The organism is Bradyrhizobium sp. 956_D2_N1_4, assembly GCF_052076025.1.
GTDB lineage: Bacteria > Pseudomonadota > Alphaproteobacteria > Rhizobiales > Xanthobacteraceae > Bradyrhizobium > Bradyrhizobium barranii.
Genome location: NZ_CP197237.1, coordinates 1,637,741 through 1,654,937 on the forward strand (window position 1 = coordinate 1,637,741; position 17,197 = coordinate 1,654,937).

12 protein-coding genes and 2 riboswitches are annotated in these 17,197 nt (G+C 65.6%); of the genes, 11 read left to right on the forward strand and 1 reads right to left on the reverse strand.

Annotation, left to right across the window (positions count from 1 at the left end; translation table 11 throughout):
- Window positions 1-12 precede the first annotated feature (12 nt).
- Window positions 13-230, forward strand: a riboswitch (cobalamin riboswitch).
- Between the two features lie 37 nt (window positions 231-267).
- From AB7535_RS07400 to cobT, 3 genes are read left to right on the forward strand one after another with little or no spacing between them, the layout of a single operon-like run.
- A complete protein-coding gene (locus AB7535_RS07400) occupies window positions 268-945 on the forward strand; it encodes an energy-coupling factor ABC transporter permease (RefSeq protein WP_063984424.1) in 678 nt (225 codons plus the stop codon).
- A 46-nt stretch (window positions 946-991) separates the two neighbouring features.
- Window positions 992-1,741 carry a precorrin-6A synthase (deacetylating) gene (gene cobF, locus AB7535_RS07405; RefSeq protein ID WP_085403138.1) on the forward strand — a complete coding sequence of 250 codons (750 nt, stop codon included), beginning with the start codon at window positions 992-994 and terminating at the stop codon, window positions 1,739-1,741.
- Between the two features lie 10 nt (window positions 1,742-1,751).
- On the forward strand, window positions 1,752-2,804 hold the full coding sequence (cobT, locus tag AB7535_RS07410) for a nicotinate-nucleotide--dimethylbenzimidazole phosphoribosyltransferase (RefSeq protein WP_085403139.1): 1,053 nt from the start codon (window positions 1,752-1,754) through the stop codon (window positions 2,802-2,804).
- Between the two features lie 6 nt (window positions 2,805-2,810).
- On the opposite strand, the gene AB7535_RS07415 is transcribed toward cobT, so the two are convergent.
- On the reverse strand, window positions 2,811-3,383 hold the full coding sequence (locus AB7535_RS07415; protein WP_085403140.1) for a histidine phosphatase family protein: 573 nt from the start codon (window positions 3,381-3,383) through the stop codon (window positions 2,811-2,813).
- A 71-nt stretch (window positions 3,384-3,454) separates the two neighbouring features.
- Window positions 3,455-3,656: riboswitch (cobalamin riboswitch) on the forward strand.
- Between the two features lie 115 nt (window positions 3,657-3,771).
- Here AB7535_RS07415 and AB7535_RS07420 point away from each other — a divergent pair.
- From AB7535_RS07420 to AB7535_RS07455, 8 genes are all read left to right on the forward strand, one after another.
- A complete protein-coding gene (locus tag AB7535_RS07420) occupies window positions 3,772-6,144 on the forward strand; it encodes a TonB-dependent receptor (protein WP_439037255.1) in 2,373 nt (790 codons plus the stop codon).
- 12 nt (window positions 6,145-6,156) lie between these two features.
- Window positions 6,157-7,578 carry a PepSY domain-containing protein gene (locus AB7535_RS07425; RefSeq protein WP_085403142.1) on the forward strand — a complete coding sequence of 474 codons (1,422 nt, stop codon included), beginning with the start codon at window positions 6,157-6,159 and terminating at the stop codon, window positions 7,576-7,578.
- 121 nt (window positions 7,579-7,699) lie between these two features.
- Entirely contained in the window at window positions 7,700-8,440 is a 741-nt protein-coding gene (locus AB7535_RS07430; RefSeq protein ID WP_085403143.1) for a maleate cis-trans isomerase family protein, read from the forward strand.
- Between the two features lie 11 nt (window positions 8,441-8,451).
- Window positions 8,452-9,861 (forward strand): dihydropyrimidinase, encoded by a 1,410-nt coding sequence (hydA, locus tag AB7535_RS07435; protein ID WP_085403210.1) that lies wholly within the window; start codon window positions 8,452-8,454, stop codon window positions 9,859-9,861.
- A 179-nt stretch (window positions 9,862-10,040) separates the two neighbouring features.
- On the forward strand, window positions 10,041-11,474 hold the full coding sequence (locus AB7535_RS07440) for an NAD-dependent succinate-semialdehyde dehydrogenase (RefSeq protein ID WP_439037256.1): 1,434 nt from the start codon (window positions 10,041-10,043) through the stop codon (window positions 11,472-11,474).
- 153 nt (window positions 11,475-11,627) lie between these two features.
- Complete coding sequence (gene pdxR / locus AB7535_RS07445) at window positions 11,628-13,175, forward strand: MocR-like pyridoxine biosynthesis transcription factor PdxR (RefSeq protein WP_085403144.1); 1,548 nt, start codon at window positions 11,628-11,630, stop codon at window positions 13,173-13,175.
- A 425-nt stretch (window positions 13,176-13,600) separates the two neighbouring features.
- On the forward strand, window positions 13,601-15,610 hold the full coding sequence (locus tag AB7535_RS07450; protein ID WP_085403145.1) for a hydantoinase/oxoprolinase family protein: 2,010 nt from the start codon (window positions 13,601-13,603) through the stop codon (window positions 15,608-15,610).
- Window positions 15,607-17,187, forward strand: coding sequence for a hydantoinase B/oxoprolinase family protein (locus tag AB7535_RS07455; RefSeq protein ID WP_085403146.1), 1,581 nt, complete (start codon window positions 15,607-15,609; stop codon window positions 17,185-17,187). The genes AB7535_RS07450 and AB7535_RS07455 overlap by 4 nt, the downstream gene beginning before the upstream one ends.
- Window positions 17,188-17,197 lie beyond the last annotated feature (10 nt).

Consider the following 17,197-nt stretch of genomic DNA (forward strand, 5'->3'; position numbering starts at 1 on the left):
GCTGGCGAAAGGGGCACACAGGAGACGCATGGTGCTCGAGGCGGCGCAAACCGCCGGAGCATAATCGGGAATGGGGGTGGGCGGACAGTTGCGCCGCCCAAAACCCCAGCCGCCCCCGCGACTGTAAGCGGTGAGGGACTCCGATCAGCCACTGGGCCGCAAGGCCCGGGAAGGCCGGAGAACCCCAGTGAACCGCGAGCCAGGAGACCGGCCGTGCATGTCTTGTGGCCAAGGCCGTCGGGTGTGACGGCAGGAAGGAACTGAACCATGCATATCGAACCCGGAGTCGTATCGGGCGCCAAGCTCGTGTTGAGTTACGCAACCGGCATCGCAGTCGGCGGCGTTGCGCTGAAGCTCGCGGTCGAGACCGTGCGCGAGCAGGGCATCACGTCGTTCGCGGCGCGGACGCTCGCCACCACGGGCCTCGTTTTCGTCTTCTTCGAGATCCTGCCGCACTTCCCGGTGGGCGTCTCCGAGGTGCACTTCATCCTCGGCTCGACCCTGTTCCTGCTGTTTGGGGCAGCGCCCGCGGCCTTCGGCCTTGCGTTCGGACTGTTGTTCCAGGGCATCTTCTTCGAGCCGCCCGATCTGCCGCAATTCGGCATGAACGTCACCACGCTGCTGGTGCCGCTGTTCGGGATCCAGGCGATCGCCGCGCGGATCATTGCCCGCAACACCGCCTATGTCGATCTCAGGTATCGCCAGGCGCTGGCGCTGTCGACCACGTATCAGGCCGGCGTCATCGCCTGGGTTGCGTTCTGGGCGCTCTATGGCTCGGGCTTCGGTGCGACCAACCTCGTCAACATCGCGACCTTCGCGGCCTCCTACGCGCTCGTCATCGTGATCGAGCCGCTGGCCGACCTCGGTGTGCTGGCGCTGGCGAAGTCGCTGCGCGGCGTCACCGCGCCCGGCCTCGTTACCCCGCGTTTGCATAACGCGGCTTGAGAGACAAGCGAACGGGCGGCCGTGATGGCCGCCCTTCGCACTCACGATGCTGACACTCTCCCTGATAGGCATCGGTTGCGGCGATCCCGAGCAGCTCACGCGCGCCGCCGTTCAAGCCATCAACGCGGCCGATCTCATCCTGATCCCGCGCAAGGGGACGGCGAAGTCCGATCTCGCAGATCTCAGGCGGACGATCTGCGCGGATGTACTCACCAATCCAACGACGCGCATTGCCGAGTTCGATCTTCCTGTGCGCGATGCCGGTGAAGCGGACTATCACAAGGGCGTGGACGACTGGCACGATGCCGTGGCCGCGGCGTGGTCGCGGACGATCGCCAGCCATCTCGAAGGTAAAGGCAAGGTCGCGCTGCTGATCTGGGGCGATCCCTCGCTGTACGATTCCTCGCTGCGCATTGCGCGGCGGCTCGATCCCTTGCCTGATATCGAGGTCGTGCCGGGCATCACCTCGATCCAGGCGCTGTGCGCGGCGCATGCGCTGCCGCTCAACGACATCGGCGAGCCCTTCCTGGTCACGACGGGGCGCCGCTTGCGCGAAGGCGGCTGGCCGCAGGGCGTCGATACCGTGGTGGTGATGCTCGACGGCGGCACGGCTTTCCAGTCGCTCGATCCAGCCGGGCTGCACATCTGGTGGGGCGCCTATCTCGGTATGCACGATCAGATCGTCATGTCGGGCGTTCTGGCCGAGATCGGCCCGCGCATCGTCGCCGCGCGACAGGATGCGCGCGAGCGGCACGGATGGATCATGGACAGCTACATTCTCAAGCGCAGGCCGTAAGCGAGGCAGCATGCTCCCCGAATGGGTCACCCGGAAATGCCCCGAGGTCTCCGCTGTCCATCGCGAGGCGGCGCTCGCGCGTCAGGCGCAACTCACAAAACCGGCCGGCGCGCTCGGCCGGCTGGAGCAGCTTGCGGTCGAGCTTGCGGGCCTGCAGGCGACCGAGCAACCGCGCGCTGCGCGAGTGCCGATCATCGTCTTCGCCGGCGATCACGGCATCGTCGCGCAGGGCGTGTCGGCCTATCCGCAAGGAGTGACCATCGCGATGATGGCGAATTTTGCCTCGGGCGGTGCCGCGATCTCGGTGCTGGCGCGTGAGCTTGGCTCAGGCCTGGAGGTCGTCGACGCCGGCACGCTGGCACAGGAGGAGATGGCAGGAATCGTCACCGACAAGCCGCGCAGCGGCACGCGCGACTTCAGCGTGGAAGCAGCGCTCACCCCCACGGAGCTGGCATTCGCCTTCGAAGCCGGTCAGCGCGCAGTCGCGCGCGCGGCAGCCGGCAGGCCCGATCTCCTGATCTTCGGCGAGATGGGCATCGGCAATACCACGACGTCGGCGGCGATTGCGGCGAGCCTGCTCGGCATCAGTGCCGAGGAGATCGCGGGCAGCGGTACCGGCGTCGACGCGGCCGGCCGCGCGCACAAGGCGGGTGTGATCGATGCGGCGATTGCGCATCACGGCATTGCGGGCGCTTCGCCGGAAAAAATCCTGTGCGCCGTCGGCGGCCTCGAAATCGCGGCGATTTGCGGCGCCATCATTGCGGCTGCGCAAGCCCGCGTTCCCGTGTTGATCGATGGCTTCATCGTATCGGTGGCGGCGCTGGCGGCGGTACGGCTGAACCCGTCGTGCCAGCCATTCCTGCTGCCGTCGCATCAATCGGCGGAGCAGGGGCATCGGCTGGTGTTGCGTGCGCTGAACGTGCAGCCGTTGATCAGCCTCGATCTCAGGCTCGGCGAAGGATCGGGTGCGGCCATCGCGCTGCCGCTGGTGCGGCTCGCGTGCAGCCTTCACAACGGCATGGCGACCTTCGCGCAGGCCAATGTGCCGGATCGCCCGGCCTGACCCGGCTCAAGCCGCGCGCTGATTGACCGCGACGACGCGCCAGCCGGTGGCGAGCCGGTCGATCCGGGTCAGTGACAACGGATCGATCACGAAGCGCAGGGCCGCTTGTGGTGTCAGATCCAGCGCAATGCAGAGCGCGGCGCGGATGGTGCCGGAGTGAACGACGAGCGTTGCCGAGCCGGCGCCGATTTGCGAGAGACCCAGCCGGACGCGCACGACCTGATCCTCAAAACTTTCGCCGCCCGGCGGCCGCCCGTGCGCCGGATCGCTCCAGAACTGCGCATAGGTCTCGCCGCCGGTCGCCGCGAGCTCGTCATGCCGCCGGCCGGTCCAGTCGCCAAAATCCTGCTCACTTAATTCGGGCACCAACGCGGGTTCGAGTCCCAGCGCGCGCGCCGTCTCAACCGTACGTCGCGCCGGGCTCGCCAAGCTCGCAGCATCTGGCGGAAGCCTCTGCCGCAACGCCTCCAGTTGCACGCGATCGCCGAGATCGGCGGGCGCGTCGGCCGCATGGATCGTCCCTTTGACGCCGTCGACGGGCGCATGCCGTATCAGCCAGAGGAAGGTCTCGCCTTCCATACCTATCTCCAAGGAAGTTGGTCGCGGTGGTAATAACGTCGCACCGGCACATTGACTCTGTCTTGTCGGTAATCCTAGATGGCTTTGACGGTTTCCCCGAGTGGGGATGAAAAGGGAATGCGGTGCGGGGATTTTGTCCCCAATGCCGCGGCTGCCCCCGCAACTGTAAGCGGCGAATCTTGCGTCACGAGCCACTGGGTATCTCGGTCCCGGGAAGGCGATGCAAGGTACTGACCCGCGAGCCAGGAGACCTGCCGTCAGCCGTGGTCACACGCGAAGATGTCGGTCGGGGAGTACAGACATTCGGCTTCATCGGAAGGCTCAAAGGCCGGAGGTGGGACCTGGTTCGCTGTGACGTGCCACTGACGTCATACCGAGGTCCCGAACTGTGTCTTCCATTCGTCTTGTACGACCGCGTTGCTTCCTGCTCGCTTCCGCCGCGCTTACTTCATTTGCAGTCGCCGATCTGCCCGCAGCGCTGGCGCAGCAGGCCCGCGAGCCGCTGCCGCCGGTCGAGGTGTCGCCCGCCCAATCCCGCAAACCGGCAAAGCCGGCGGCCCGGGACGCGCAGAGCCCACGCCGCGCAGCATCGCGCAGGCCAGCGGCCGCATCGGCCGCGGCCAAGCCCGTCGTGCCGACCGCGGCGGCGCAGACGCCGCTCAACACCAATGTGGTTGCCGAGAGCGCCTCGCGCCTCGGCCTGACCGTGCAGGAGACACCCGCGACCGTCGAGGTCATCTCGGCCGAGACCACGCGGGAGCAGGGCTATCGCACCGTGTCGGAGGTTGCGCAGGGCGCGGTCGGTGTCACCTCCGGCGACAATCCGGCCGAGCCCGCGGCTTTCTCCATGCGTGGCTTCACCAACAGCCAGATCAACATGCTCTACAACGGCATCAAGATCGGTCCGCAGAACATGACCTCGCGGATCACGGATACGGCCAATCTCGCAGCCGTGGAATTTTTGAAAGGTCCGGCCTCGCTAATGTCGGGCGAAGGTGCCGCCGGTGGCGCAATCAACTTGATCACGAAGCAGCCACACACCGGGCCGATCCGGAATGACGCTGACTTCTCCTGGGATTCGCTCAACTCGTTCGGCGTCCATTACGGCTCGGGCGGCAGCACCAATTTGCAGGGGCTCGACTACCGCTTCGACATCAGCCGCGCCTCGCTCAATGGCTTTGCCGACGACACCAATACCAAGACGCTGGATGTGTCTGGCCAGCTCAATTACCGCATCTCCGACAGCCTCAAGATCTGGGGCGCGATCGAGTACCGGGAAGATCGCTCGAAGGCCTATTGGGGCGCACCGCTGGTACCGGTCGCCTTCAGCAGTTCGCATGCGACGAGCGGGATTGTTTCGGGCAATTACGTCTCGAACTTCAACAAAACGAATCTCGGTGCGATCACGATCGACGATCGTACCTTCAACACCAATTACAACGTTCTCGACAACCGCAACGTGGCACAAGAGGTGTGGCTGCGCGGCGGCTTCGAACTGAAGCTGGCGCCTGACCTGACGCTGAAGAGCCAAGCCTATGCCTATGGCGCGGAGCGTACCTGGTTCAACAACGAGATCGAGGCTTTCAATGCCAGTACGGGCCTGCCCAACTCGAACATGGTCGATCGCGAGCGCTTCTATGTTGCACATAGCCAACGCCTTGTCGGCAACATTACCGACCTGATTTGGGACGCTAATATCGCAGGCTTCGACAACCGCCTGGTCACGACACTTTCGTCCAGCTATCTCGATTTCGTCAGGCCAGGCGCGGCCAACTTCCCGGACGATTACGTCTCGCTCGTCAATCCCGACGGTGGCCTTTACGGCCTGCTCACGACGCAGCAGCAGACCGCGCGCATCGACAACGAGGCGCTGTCGTTCGAGGACCGGGTGAAGCTCACGCGAACCTTCGCGCTGGTCGGCGGCCTCCGCGTCGAGCATATCGGGCTTGACCGCAACTCGACCGACGCCGCCGGGCTGGAAAAGGCGAACTTCCCGTTCTCGAAGTCCTGGGTCCCGACGACGGGTCGCATTGGCTATACCTGGGACGCCGTTCCCGGCCTGACCTTCTTCAGTCAGTACGCGACCGGTGCTGACGTCTCAGCCAACAACATCTTCCTGCTTGGGCCAGCCCAGCCGCTCGACCTGACGACCTCGCGCACCTATGAGACGGGCGTCAAGCATCTGTTGTGGAACAACAGGGCGGAATGGTCGTTCTCGGCCTACGATATCGAGCGCAAGAACGTCTATGCGGCGGCTGGCGGCATGCAGCTCAACATCGCGGGACGGCAGGAGTCGAAGGGCGTCGAGCTCGCCGCGGCCGTACGCCCGATCGATCCCCTGCGGCTCTGGGGCAACATCGCCTATGTCGATGCACGCTATGCCGACTACAATTTTGCCGGTGGTTCGTTCTCCGGCAACACGCCGCCGAACGTGCCGCGTGTCGTGGCCAATGCCGGTGCGTCGTACCGGTTCTTCACGCCCTGGCCGGTGGAGCTCGGCATCACGGGCCGCTATGTCGGCGACCGCTACAACACCGATGCCAACGTCGTGACGATGAAGGCCTACACCGTCGCCGACGTCTACGCCTTCGTCGACATCCCGAAGACGGTGTTCAACGCGGTCGACCAGGCCCGTCTGGGCTTCCGCGTGCGCAACATCACCAACAAGCGCTACGCGATCTGGGGCGATCCGTTCTATCCCGACCAGATCCTGCTCGGTGCGCCCAGGACCTATGAGCTCTCGGCCGCGTTCAAATGGTAGGGCGCTGACCACATGATGAACGCGATCGTGCTGCTGCATCGCTGGCTCGGGATCGCGTTCTGCCTGCTGTTCGCGATGTGGTTCGCGAGCGGAATCGTGATGCACTTCGTCCCGTTTCCGTCATTGGCGGAAGCGGAACGTTTTGCCGGGCTCGCGCCGGTGGCTGGCGGAGCGGTGAGGATTGCGGTCGCGGAGGCCGTCGCCGCGAGCGGGATCGCGGACGCCACGCGCGTTCGCCTGGTCCAGCGGAGCGACGGGCCGGTCTATGTCGTGTCGAACCCGTCGCGTGTGCGTGCGGTCCATGCCTCCGACGGACGGGATGCATCGGTGACGTCCGCCGACGTCGCGGTCGGTATCGCGCGGGATCATGCCCGGCAACGCGGGCTCGATGCCGCGCGGGCGTCGATGATTTCGGGCGCGGATTATGATCAATGGAGCGTACCCAACGGCTTTGATCGACACCGGCCTCTGTTGCGCGTCGCTCTTGGCGATGCGGCCGGAACCGAGGTCTATGTCTCCTCGCGCACCGGCGAAGTCGTGCTGGATACGACCCGCAGCGAACGCGGCTGGAATTGGGCCGGCAGCGTCCTGCACTGGATCTATCCGACGGTCCTGAGGAGCAACTGGTCCCTTTGGGATCGGGTGGTCTCGACATTGTCGCTGGTGGCTTTTATCGCCGCGACGCTCGGCGCGGTGCTTGGAACTATCAGGATCAGGATTCGAGGGCGCGGGGTTTCGTCGCCTTATCGCGGCTGGCACGCCCTGCATCACATCATTGGTCTCGTCGCGACCGTTTTCGTGCTGACCTGGAGTTTCAGTGGCTGGCTCTCGATGGATCACGGCCGGCTGTTCTCGCGCGGGGAACTGACCCCGACCGAAGCGGGCGTGGTGTATGCCGCGCCTGACTGGACGACGGCCCCACCGGTCGGTCAGCCGTCGGCTCGCGAAGTCGAATGGTTCGCCGTCAACGGTGTTGTCTACCGGCGCGACCGTACCGGCCTCGCCAGTCAGGCCTTGACCAAAACGGGGGAGGCGATCCGCAGCCGCCAGGTGGCATTCCTCGGCGAGAGGGATGTCCATGACCTGACGACGCGCCTTGCGCCGGGCTGTGGCGCCCCGTCCGTTCTAGCCGACAATGACGATTATCCCGCGCACTCCGTTGTCCCCGGAGCGCCCGTCTATCGCTCCCGATGCGGCGACCTCTGGTTCGACATCGACGGTGCCGACGGCCGCGTGCTGCAAAGACTGGATGCCTCGCGGCGCGCCTATCGCTGGTTCTATAGCGCGCTTCACACGCTCGATTTTCCCGTTCTCATGGCGCATCCGCGTCTGCGCGATATCCTGGTCGTCGGGCTCTGCTTGCTGGGGCTGGCATTTTCCGTCACCGGCATCGTCATCGGCTGGCGGCGCTTGCGGTCGACCTTCGCGGCTTGAGCTGCGTATCGAACAAATCATATGCGCCATGCAAATTGCGGGTTGCGCGGGCGATGGCAGGCGCGGATGATCCTCCGAGGGGGCGCAGCGGTGCGCTCTCTCAATGGGGCGATCGTGATCGATGTCAATTCAGCGCAAGCGCCTCGGCATGATTACCCCGTCGTCCAACTCGGTGCTGGAGCCCGTCACCAATTCCATGCTGCATGGCGTGGCCGGAGTCACCGTTCATTTCTCGCGCTTCCGCGTCACCGAGATCGCGCTCGATGCCGCGGCGCTGAACCAGTTCGATGCCTCGGTGATGCTGCCGGCGGCGGATCTGCTGGCGGACGCCAAGGTCGATGCCATTGCCTGGAACGGCACGTCGGCAAGCTGGCTCGGTACCGGCCGCGACCGGAGCCTGTGCGAAGCGATCGCGGCGCGGACCGATATCCCGGCGACGACCTCCACGCTCGCCTGCATCGACGCCGTCCGGGCGCTCGGCGCCGGACGCGTCGGCCTGGTCTCACCCTATACGGACGACGTGCAACGGCGTATCGGCGATGTCTGGGCCGAGGAGGGGATCGCCCCTCACGCCGAGCGGCATCTCGGCCTGCGCGATAACTTTTCCTTCGGTGAGGTCACGCCCGCGACGATCGCCGACATGATCCGCGCGGTCGCGGCGGACGGCGCCGATGCCGTCGTCATTCTCTGCACCAATCTCGACGGCGCCGCGCTGGCTGCAGCACTCGAACGGGAGTTGGGCATCGCCGTGCTGGACTCGGTCGCGGTCACGCTGTGGCGGACGCTCGAACTCGCCGGTGGCGACATCGCGGCCCTTACGGCGTGGGGCCGGATCTTCCAGACATCAGCGATCATCAAGTGACGGAGACACCTGTGACGCAGCTAGATCTCGCCATTCGCGGCGGCACCATCGTGACGGCCAGCGACGAATTTCGCGCCGATATCGGCATTCGCGACGGACGCATCGTCAGCATCGCCGACCGCATTGAAGGCGCGGCGCGCGAGATCGACGCGACGGGGCTGCTGGCGCTGCCGGGCGGGATCGACAGTCACGTCCACATCTCCCAGGCCTCTGGCCCCGACGTCGTGATGGCCGACGATTTTGCTTCGGCAACGCGCGCGGCGGCGGCCGGCGGCAACACCATGGTGTTACCCTTCGCGCTCCAGGAGAAGGGGACGTCGCTGCGCACCTGCGTCGAGAACTACCGCAAGCTCGCCGAGGGCGAGTGCTACATCGACACCGCCTTCCACCTCATCATCTCCGACCCCACCGCAGTCGTGCTCGGGCAGGAGCTGCCGGCTCTCGTCAAGGATGGCTACACCTCGTTCAAGGTGTTCATGACCTATGACGACCTCGTGCTCAGCGACAAGCAGCTGCTGGAAGTGTTCGACGTCGCGCGCCGCGAGGAGGCGCTGGTCATGGTCCATTGCGAGGGTTACGACGCGATCCGTTTCCTCACCGCCAAGCTCGAACGCGAGGGCCATATCGCGCCCTATTATCACGGCGTGTCGCGGCCGGAGGCCGTCGAGCGCGAGGCGACGCATCGCGCCATCAGCCATGCCGAGGTGATCGGCGTCCCCATCATGATCGTCCACGTCTCCGGCCGCGAGGCGATGGAGCAGGTGCGCTGGGCCCAGCAGCGCGGACTGCCGGTGCATGCCGAGACCTGTCCGCAATACATCACGCTGACGGCCGACGACATGAAGGGCCTGAACATGGACATGTCAGGCGCAAAGTATGTCTGCTCGCCGCCGCCGCGCGATGCCGAAAGCCAGCAGGCGATCTGGGAAGGCATCACCACCGGTGTGTTCCAGACCTTCTCGTCCGATCACTGCCCGTTCCGCTACGACGACCCCAAGGGCAAGCTGACGCCGAATGCACGCACCTCGTTCCGCTGGGTGCCGAACGGCATCCCGGGCGTCGAGACCCGGTTGCCGATCCTGTTCTCCGAAGGCGTCTCGAAGGGGCGGATCAGCTTGCAGAAATTCGTCGAGCTGACTGCGACCAATCATGCGCGGATCTACGGGCTCTATCCGCGCAAGGGCTCGATCGGCGTCGGCTTCGACGCCGACATCGCGCTGTGGGACCCGAAGCTGACAAAGACGATTCAGCAGGCCGACCTGCACCACGGCGCGGACTATACGCCGTGGGAGGGCTTTGACGTCACCGGCTGGCCTGTCACCACCATCGCGCGGGGCCGCGTGGTGTACGAGCAGGGCAGGATCGTCGGCGACAAGGGCGCGGGCGAGGTGCTGAGCCGCGGCAAGTCGAGCCTGGTGTGACGGAAAAATAATCGTATCGGGACGACGCCATGTCGTCTGTTGCGCATACCATCCTCGCGCTGCTGCGGCATCATTGATCTCTTTTCGCCGGCCGCCTTTCGGTGTAGCTCTGCGCTCACTTATGAGGCGGCCGGGCGCCAATGCTGATCGCCGCCGAAATCATGCAGGAGACACCAGGGATGTACCCGAAAGTTCAGATGTTCATCGCCGGCGAGTGGACCGACGGCACCTCCGGCAAGTCGGAGGACATCCTCAACCCCGCCACCGGCCAGCCGATCGGCAAGACCCCGCACGCCTCGCGCCAGGACCTTGACCGCGCGCTGGAGGCCGCCAAGGCCGGCTTCGAGATCTGGCGCAAGACCTCGCCGTTCGACCGCTACAAGCTGATGCGCAAGGCCGCCGACATTATCCGCTCGCGCGCCGCCGAGATCGCACCCGTGATGACCATGGAGCAGGGCAAGCCGGTCGTGGAAGCCCAAGGCGAGACCATGCTTGCCGGCGACCTCATCGACTGGTTCTCCGAGGAGGCCCGCCGCGCCTATGGCCGCATCGTGCCGCCGCGGATGGGCAATGTCTCCCAGCTCGTGACCAAGGAGCCGGTCGGCCCGGTCGCCGCGTTCACGCCCTGGAATTTCCCGATCAACCAGGCGGTCCGCAAGATCTCGGCCGCGCTCGCCGCCGGCTGCTCGATCATCGTCAAGGGCTCGGAAGAAACCCCGGCAAGCTGCATGGAGCTGGTGCGCGCCTACGCCGACGCGGGCATTCCGGCCGGCGTCGTCCAGCTGGTGTTCGGCGTGCCGTCGGAAGTGTCGGAATATCTCATTCCGCACCCGATCATCCGCAAGATCAGTTTCACGGGCTCGACCGCGGTCGGCAAGCATCTGGCCGCACTCGCGGGCCTGCACATGAAGCGTGTCACCATGGAGCTCGGCGGCCACGCGCCGGCAATCGTGTTCGCGGACGCTGATCTCGACAACGCCGCCAAGATCCTCTCGGCCAACAAGTTCCGCAATGCCGGCCAGGTCTGCGTCTCGCCGACGCGCTTCCTGGTGCATGAGAGCGTGTATCAGCCCTTCGTCGACAAGTTCGTCGCCGCGGCCAAGAACCTGAAGGTCGGCAACGGCCTCGACAAGGACACCCGCATGGGCCCGCTGGCAAACCCGCGACGCGTCGACGCCATGGAAGGTCTGGTCTCCGACGCTGTGCAGCGCGGCGCCAAGGTGCAGGCCGGCGGCAAGCGCATCGGCAACGAAGGCTTCTTCTTCGAGCCGACTGTGATCACCGACGTGCCGCGCGATGCCCGCATCATGAACGAGGAGCCGTTCGGACCGCTTGCCCCGATCACATCGTTCCGCAGCTATGACGAGGTGGTGGCCGAGGCGAACCGCCTGCCGTACGGCCTTGCGGCCTATGCCTACACGACCTCGAGCAAGACGATGCAGGCGATCGGCTCCGATATCGAGAGCGGCATGGTCTCGATCAACCACCATGGCCTCGCGCTGCCGGAAGTGCCGTTCGGCGGCATCAAGGATTCCGGCTACGGCTCCGAGGGCGGCCTCGAGGCGATCGAGGGTTACCTGAACACGAAGTTCGTGACCCAGGCGAGCGCGTAAGGAAGAGTCGCGTTGTCATTCCGGGGCGCGCGAAGCGCGAACCCGGAATCCATCGCGCCGCACGTAAAGAGGGAAAATGGATTCCGGGCTCGCGCCAAGTGGCGCGCCCCGGAATGACGGTGGATAGGACCTGCGTTGCCTGACGGGCGAGACATGGACAACAGCCGTCACCCGAGCAAGCGCGTGTCCCTTGCCGGGATGCATATCGACCGGAATTCGGCCGTGCCGCTGCATCTGCAGATCGCGGCGCACATCCGCGACGGCATTTTGCGCGGCGTCTTTCCGGCTGGAACGCAATTTCTGGGATCCCGGGAGATCGCGCGCGAATTGGGCTGCTCGCGCACGGTGGTGTTGACCGCCTGGGATCTGCTCTACGCCGAGGGCTATCTTGCATCGATGCCGCGCGGCAGTGTCATGGTGGCGTCAGTGGCGACCCCACATGCCGCGCCTTCGTCCGCGACGTCGCCTGCGGCCAAGCCCGCCCACATGTCGGAGCGCTGGCGCTCGCTGCTTGCCTTCGACTACGAGACCAACTGGCCGTCGGAATTCAGCCCGGGCGCGCCTGACATCTCGACCTTCCCATTCAAGGACTGGTCGCGCCTGTTGCGCCAGTCCTGGCAAAATCCAAGAGAGCAGGAGTGTCTCGATCTTCCCTCGGAGGGCCATCCGCGCTTGCGGAGCGAGATCGCGAACTTCCTCGGCTCGGTGCGCGGGCTCGTCTGCTCGCCGGAAGAGGTCGTCGTCACCTCAGGCACATCGGGCGCGCTTGATTTCTGCAGCCGGATGATCCTCGATCCCGGCGACGAGGTCTGGGTCGAGGAGCCCGGCTTCGTCGAGGCCCGGTGGGCGCTCACGGCCGCCGGCGCGAAGCTCGTTCCAATTCCGGTCGATGACAAGGGCCTCGTCGTCTCAGAAGGAATCCGGCGCGCACCGGGCGCGAAGCTGATCGTGGTCACGCCGTCGCATCAATATCCGCTCGGCGTCAGTATGGGGCTGGAGCGGCGGCTCGAACTGCTCGACTGGGCCAACAAGAACGACGTCTGGGTGATCGAGGACGATTACAATTCGGAGTTCAGGCACCAGGACAGCATGATCGCCTCGCTGCGCTCGCTCGATCGCGAGGGGCGGGTGATCTATTTCGGTACCTTCTCGAAGATCATGATGCCGAATTTGCGGCTCGGCTACATCGTCGCCAACAGGCATTTCATCGAGGGCTTTTCCAGGGGCCGCGCGCGCATCGATGTGCATACCTCCGGCATCGGACAGCTCGCTCTGGCCGAGTTCATGCGGGAAGGGCACCTGCTGCGGCATCTGCGCGGGATGCGGCGGATCTACGCCGCGCGCCGGAAGGCACTGATCGATGCGATCACAGCGCTGATGCCTGACGATCTCACCGTATCCTCCGCCGTCACCGGATTGCATCTGGTGGCGCTGTTCACTGACGCGATGCAGGCACGGAGGAGCGACCGAGAAGCGGCCGCGGTCCTGAAGCAGGCCGGCATCCACGTCCAGCCGCTCTCGCAAAACTTTCTGGAGCAGCCGACGCGGCAGGGCCTGGTGTTCGGCTACGGGCGGCTGCGGGTCGAGGATGCCGCGCCGCTGCTTGCGAGAATCGCGGCTTGCATCGGCAGCGGTCGCCGCGACGCACCATCCGACCCGGCAATATCCTCTCTTACTGTTCGTACAATAAAGAGAAGCTGAGCCGACCGTCGTGCATAGCTCGTAGGCATGCGGCTATCCCGCAACGCCGTTCAATCGCCTGGAAATTAGACAGACGTTTTTGAGTGCTCCGATTGCAGTGCAGCGGGCGTCACGATTTGCGCGGAGAAATCCGTGGTGCGCTGCACGTTTGTCGCGTGGAACGGTTCGCGTTCGTGTGCTCTCTGCGCGGGCATGGCTGCACCAAAACGTGCAGCCGGTGTTGCGCTGCATGATGTCGGTCCTGCGCTGGTCTAGTGGTTTGCGACAACTCTGGCCCTATCCCGAGCCCATCGCTCTGTCGCACGCTCGCAGGCGGTGGCATGACAGGGGATGATGATGAGCGCTCTCGGTTTGGCATTGGACGTTGCGATGGACGGCAAGCACCCGGCGTCCGGTTCGGACGTCATCCGTAACTGACCCCGCACATGAGTTCCTCCGAAAATCACTGGGAAGTCGGCACCGATATCGGCGGCACCTTCACCGACATCATCGCCATCAGGCGTGACTCCGCGGAGGCGCGGATCGCAAAGGTGCCGTCGCGCCCCGACGCGCCGGTTCAGGCGATGCTGGAGGCGATCGAGGCGGTGGGCCTGCGCAAGAGCGAGGTCAGGCGCTTCGTGCACGGCACCACGCGCGTGACTAACGCCATCGTCGAGAACCGGCTGCCGAAGGTGGCGCTGGTCGCGACCGAAGGGTTCGCCGATGTGCTGGAGATTGCGCGCTATCGCCGCCGCGATCTCTATCGTCTCGACATTCCGCCGAAATCACCGCCTTTGGTGCCGCCCGAACGATGCTTTGGGCTCGCCGAGCGCCTCGATCACGAGGGCCGGGTGCTGAAGGCGCTGGATGAGACCGAGATCGAGCGTCTGGTGGCCTGGCTGAAGCAGACCGGCGTGCAGAGCGTCGCGGTCGCACTGCTTCACGCCTACGCCAATCCCGTGCACGAAAAGATGCTGGGCGAGCGCCTCAAGGGCGTCGTCGCCCACGTCTCGCTGTCGCATGAGGTCAATCCCGAGGCGCGCGAATACGAACGGACGTCCGCGACCGTGTTCAACGCGGCCGCGATGCCGATCGCGGTGGAATATCTCAGCGAGCTGGAGCAGCGGCTGCCGATCGGCGCCGGCTTGCAGGTGTTTCATTCGGCCGGAGCCATGGTCCCGATCTCGGCCGTGAAGCGGCGGCCGCTGGTGATGGCGATGTCGGGGCCGGCCGCCGGTGTCTCCGCATCGGTCAGCATCGCGCGCCAGCTCGGCACATCGCGCATGCTCACCTTCGACATGGGCGGTACCACGACGGACGTCTGCCTGATCGTCGACGGTCAGGCCGAGATGACCGACGGCCGCATGCTCGGCGACAAGCCGCTGCGTCAGCCGATGCTTGCGGTCCATTCCATCGGGGCCGGCGGCGGATCGATCGTGCGAAACGGTCCCGGCGGCCTGACGGTCGGGCCGGAGAGCGCCGGCTCCGAGCCGGGGCCGGCCTGCTACGGCCGCGGCGGCACTGAGCCGACCATCACCGATGCCAATGCCGTGCTCGGCTATCTCAATCCCGAGACCAAGCTTGGCGACCGCATCGGCATCGACATCAAGGCCGCGGAACGCGTCATCGACCCGATCGCGCGCGCCCTGGGGCTGAGTCTGACCGAAACCGCGCTCGGCATCATCAAGGTCGCCAATGCGACGATGGCCCGTGCGCTTCGCCGCGTCACGGTCGAACGTGGTATCGACGGACGCGACTGCACGCTGCTCGCCTTCGGCGGTGGCGGTCCGATGCATGCCGCGGGCCTTGCCGATCTCTACGGGATTGCAGAGGTTGTCGTGCCGAGCGCTTCGAGCGCATTCTCGGCGCTGGGCTGTCTCACCGCCGATTTCAGCTTCCTCCAGCAGCAGACGCTACGCGCCGCCCTCGACGGTATCGATCTCGCCCGGGTGTCGGAGCGGATCGGGACGCTGATGGACGATGCGTCGGCGCCGCTGATCGCCAACGGCGTTGCGCAGGCGGAGATCCAGGTCGAGCTGGTGGCGCTGATGCGCTACGCGGCGCAGAACGATGCCATTCCGGTGCCGTTCACGTTGCCGCTCGACGTGACCAAGCTGAAGAAGGACTTTCTGGCGCGGCATCACGAACTGTTCGGCTATGCGACCAGCGAGCCCTGCGTCATCGAATCCGTGCGCATGCAGGCGCGGCGCCCGTCGACGACGGTGGTGAGCCGGCCGGCGACTGCGGTGAGGGCGGTTTCATCAGGCAAGCGAGCCTGCTCATTCGACGGCCTCCACGATATCCCGACCGCCATCATCGATCGCGCCAAATTGGCCGATGTCGTCAGCGGCCCCGCGATCATCGAAGACGCATGGTCAACGGTGGTGGTCCCGCCGGGCTGGCAAGCTAAACCCGATGTATCAGGCAATCTGTTCCTGACGCGGAGGGCGGCATGAAGCTCGATCCGTTCGTCGTCGAGGTTATCAGGCACGGGCTCTCGGCCGCGGCCGAGGAAATGAGCCTGGTGATGACGCGCTCGGCGCGCTCGCCGCTGCTGCGCGAGGCCGGCGATCTCTCATCAGCAATCACGGATGGCCGCGGCGGCCTGGTCGGGCAGGGCCGCGACATCCCGATCCATCTCGGCGCGATGGCTTACACGATCCCCGAACTCTTGAAGGTCGTTCCGGTCGAGAGCCTGAACGACGGCGACGTGCTGATCTACAATGTCGGCGCGCTCGGCGGCAATCACCTCAACGACGTCAAGGTCGTGCGTCCCGTCTTTGTCGACGGCGAGATCGTGGCGTTCGCGGTGAGCCTCGCGCATTGGCCCGACATCGGCGGCACCTGGCCCGGCAGCTATTTTGCCAAGGCGATCGACACTTTCCAGGAGGCGATGCGGATTCCGCCGGTGCTGATCGCCACGTCAGCTGGCGTCAATACGCCGATCGTGCAGCTGCTCAAGGCCAACGTCCGGGATCCCGAATCCTGTGAGGGCGACCTGCTCGCGCAGATCGCCGCGACCAAGGCCGGCGAGCGGCGCATCGTCGAACTCTGCCGCGAGCACGGCAAGGCGGTGTTCACGGCGACGCAATCGCGCCTGCACGATCTCTCCGAAATCGAGATGCGGGAGGCGCTCCGCGACCTGCCCGATGGCGTCTACGAGGGCGAAGATTATCTCGACGACGGCAGCGTCAACAATGCACCTGCGCGCATCCATGTGAAAATCACCATTCGCGGCGACGAGGCGACCTTCGACCTCTCCGGCAGTTGCGATCGCGTCTCCAATTTCTGCAACACGACGCCGTTCATGGCGCGCTCAGCTGTCGCCTATGCCGCACGCATCATGAGCGGCCGCGACATGCACCAGAATGCGGGCGCGCTCCGGCCTTTGACCATCATCACACGCCCGGGCTCGATCCTGGAGCCGGGCTGGATGGCGTCCGTTGCCGCCGGCAACCACGAGACGTCCATGCGCATCGTCGATGCGATTTTTCGCGCGATGCAGGACACTATTCCGGAGCGCTTGTCAGCCGGTGGCGCGACCACCGCGGGCGTCTTGTTCTTTGCCGAGCCGCGTCAGAACGGCTCGTGGAAGATGCTCTACGAGGTTCACGGCGGTGGTGAGGGCGCGCGGCATGATCGGGCCGGCATGTCGGCGACGCGCGTGCATCTCTCCAATACGTCGAACACGCCGGTCGAGGTGATCGAGGCGAGCTACGCGATCCGCCTGGAGCAGCAGGCCATTCGCCGGCAGTCCGGCGGCGCGGGCGCGCATCGCGGCGGTGACGGCTCGGTTCGCACCTATCGCATCCTCGCGCCTTCGATGCACCTGACCACCTGCATCGAGCGCATGGTGATCCCGCCATTCGGCATGCAGGGCGGCGAAGCCGGCAAGGCCTGCCGCATCTCGCTGATCAGGCAGGGCGCGAACGTCGCCATCGACGGCAAATCGAACCTGGTGTTGCAGCAAGACGATCTCGTCACGATCGAGATGTGCGGCGGCGGCGGCTATGGCGCCGCGGCCGCGGAGTGAGGGGATTGCG

Coding starts and splice junctions, on each gene's coding strand:
- AB7535_RS07400 (WP_063984424.1), top strand. CDS start 268: ATGCATATCGAACCCGGAGTCGTATCGGGCGCCAAGCTCGTGTTGAGT.
- cobF (WP_085403138.1), top strand. CDS start 992: ATGCTGACACTCTCCCTGATAGGCATCGGTTGCGGCGATCCCGAGCAG.
- cobT (WP_085403139.1), top strand. CDS start 1,752: ATGCTCCCCGAATGGGTCACCCGGAAATGCCCCGAGGTCTCCGCTGTC.
- AB7535_RS07415 (WP_085403140.1), bottom strand. CDS start 3,383: ATGGAAGGCGAGACCTTCCTCTGGCTGATACGGCATGCGCCCGTCGAC.
- AB7535_RS07425 (WP_085403142.1), top strand. CDS start 6,157: ATGATGAACGCGATCGTGCTGCTGCATCGCTGGCTCGGGATCGCGTTC.
- AB7535_RS07430 (WP_085403143.1), top strand. CDS start 7,700: ATGTCAATTCAGCGCAAGCGCCTCGGCATGATTACCCCGTCGTCCAAC.
- AB7535_RS07440 (WP_439037256.1), top strand. CDS start 10,041: ATGTACCCGAAAGTTCAGATGTTCATCGCCGGCGAGTGGACCGACGGC.
- pdxR (WP_085403144.1), top strand. CDS start 11,628: ATGGACAACAGCCGTCACCCGAGCAAGCGCGTGTCCCTTGCCGGGATG.
- AB7535_RS07450 (WP_085403145.1), top strand. CDS start 13,601: ATGAGTTCCTCCGAAAATCACTGGGAAGTCGGCACCGATATCGGCGGC.
- AB7535_RS07455 (WP_085403146.1), top strand. CDS start 15,607: ATGAAGCTCGATCCGTTCGTCGTCGAGGTTATCAGGCACGGGCTCTCG.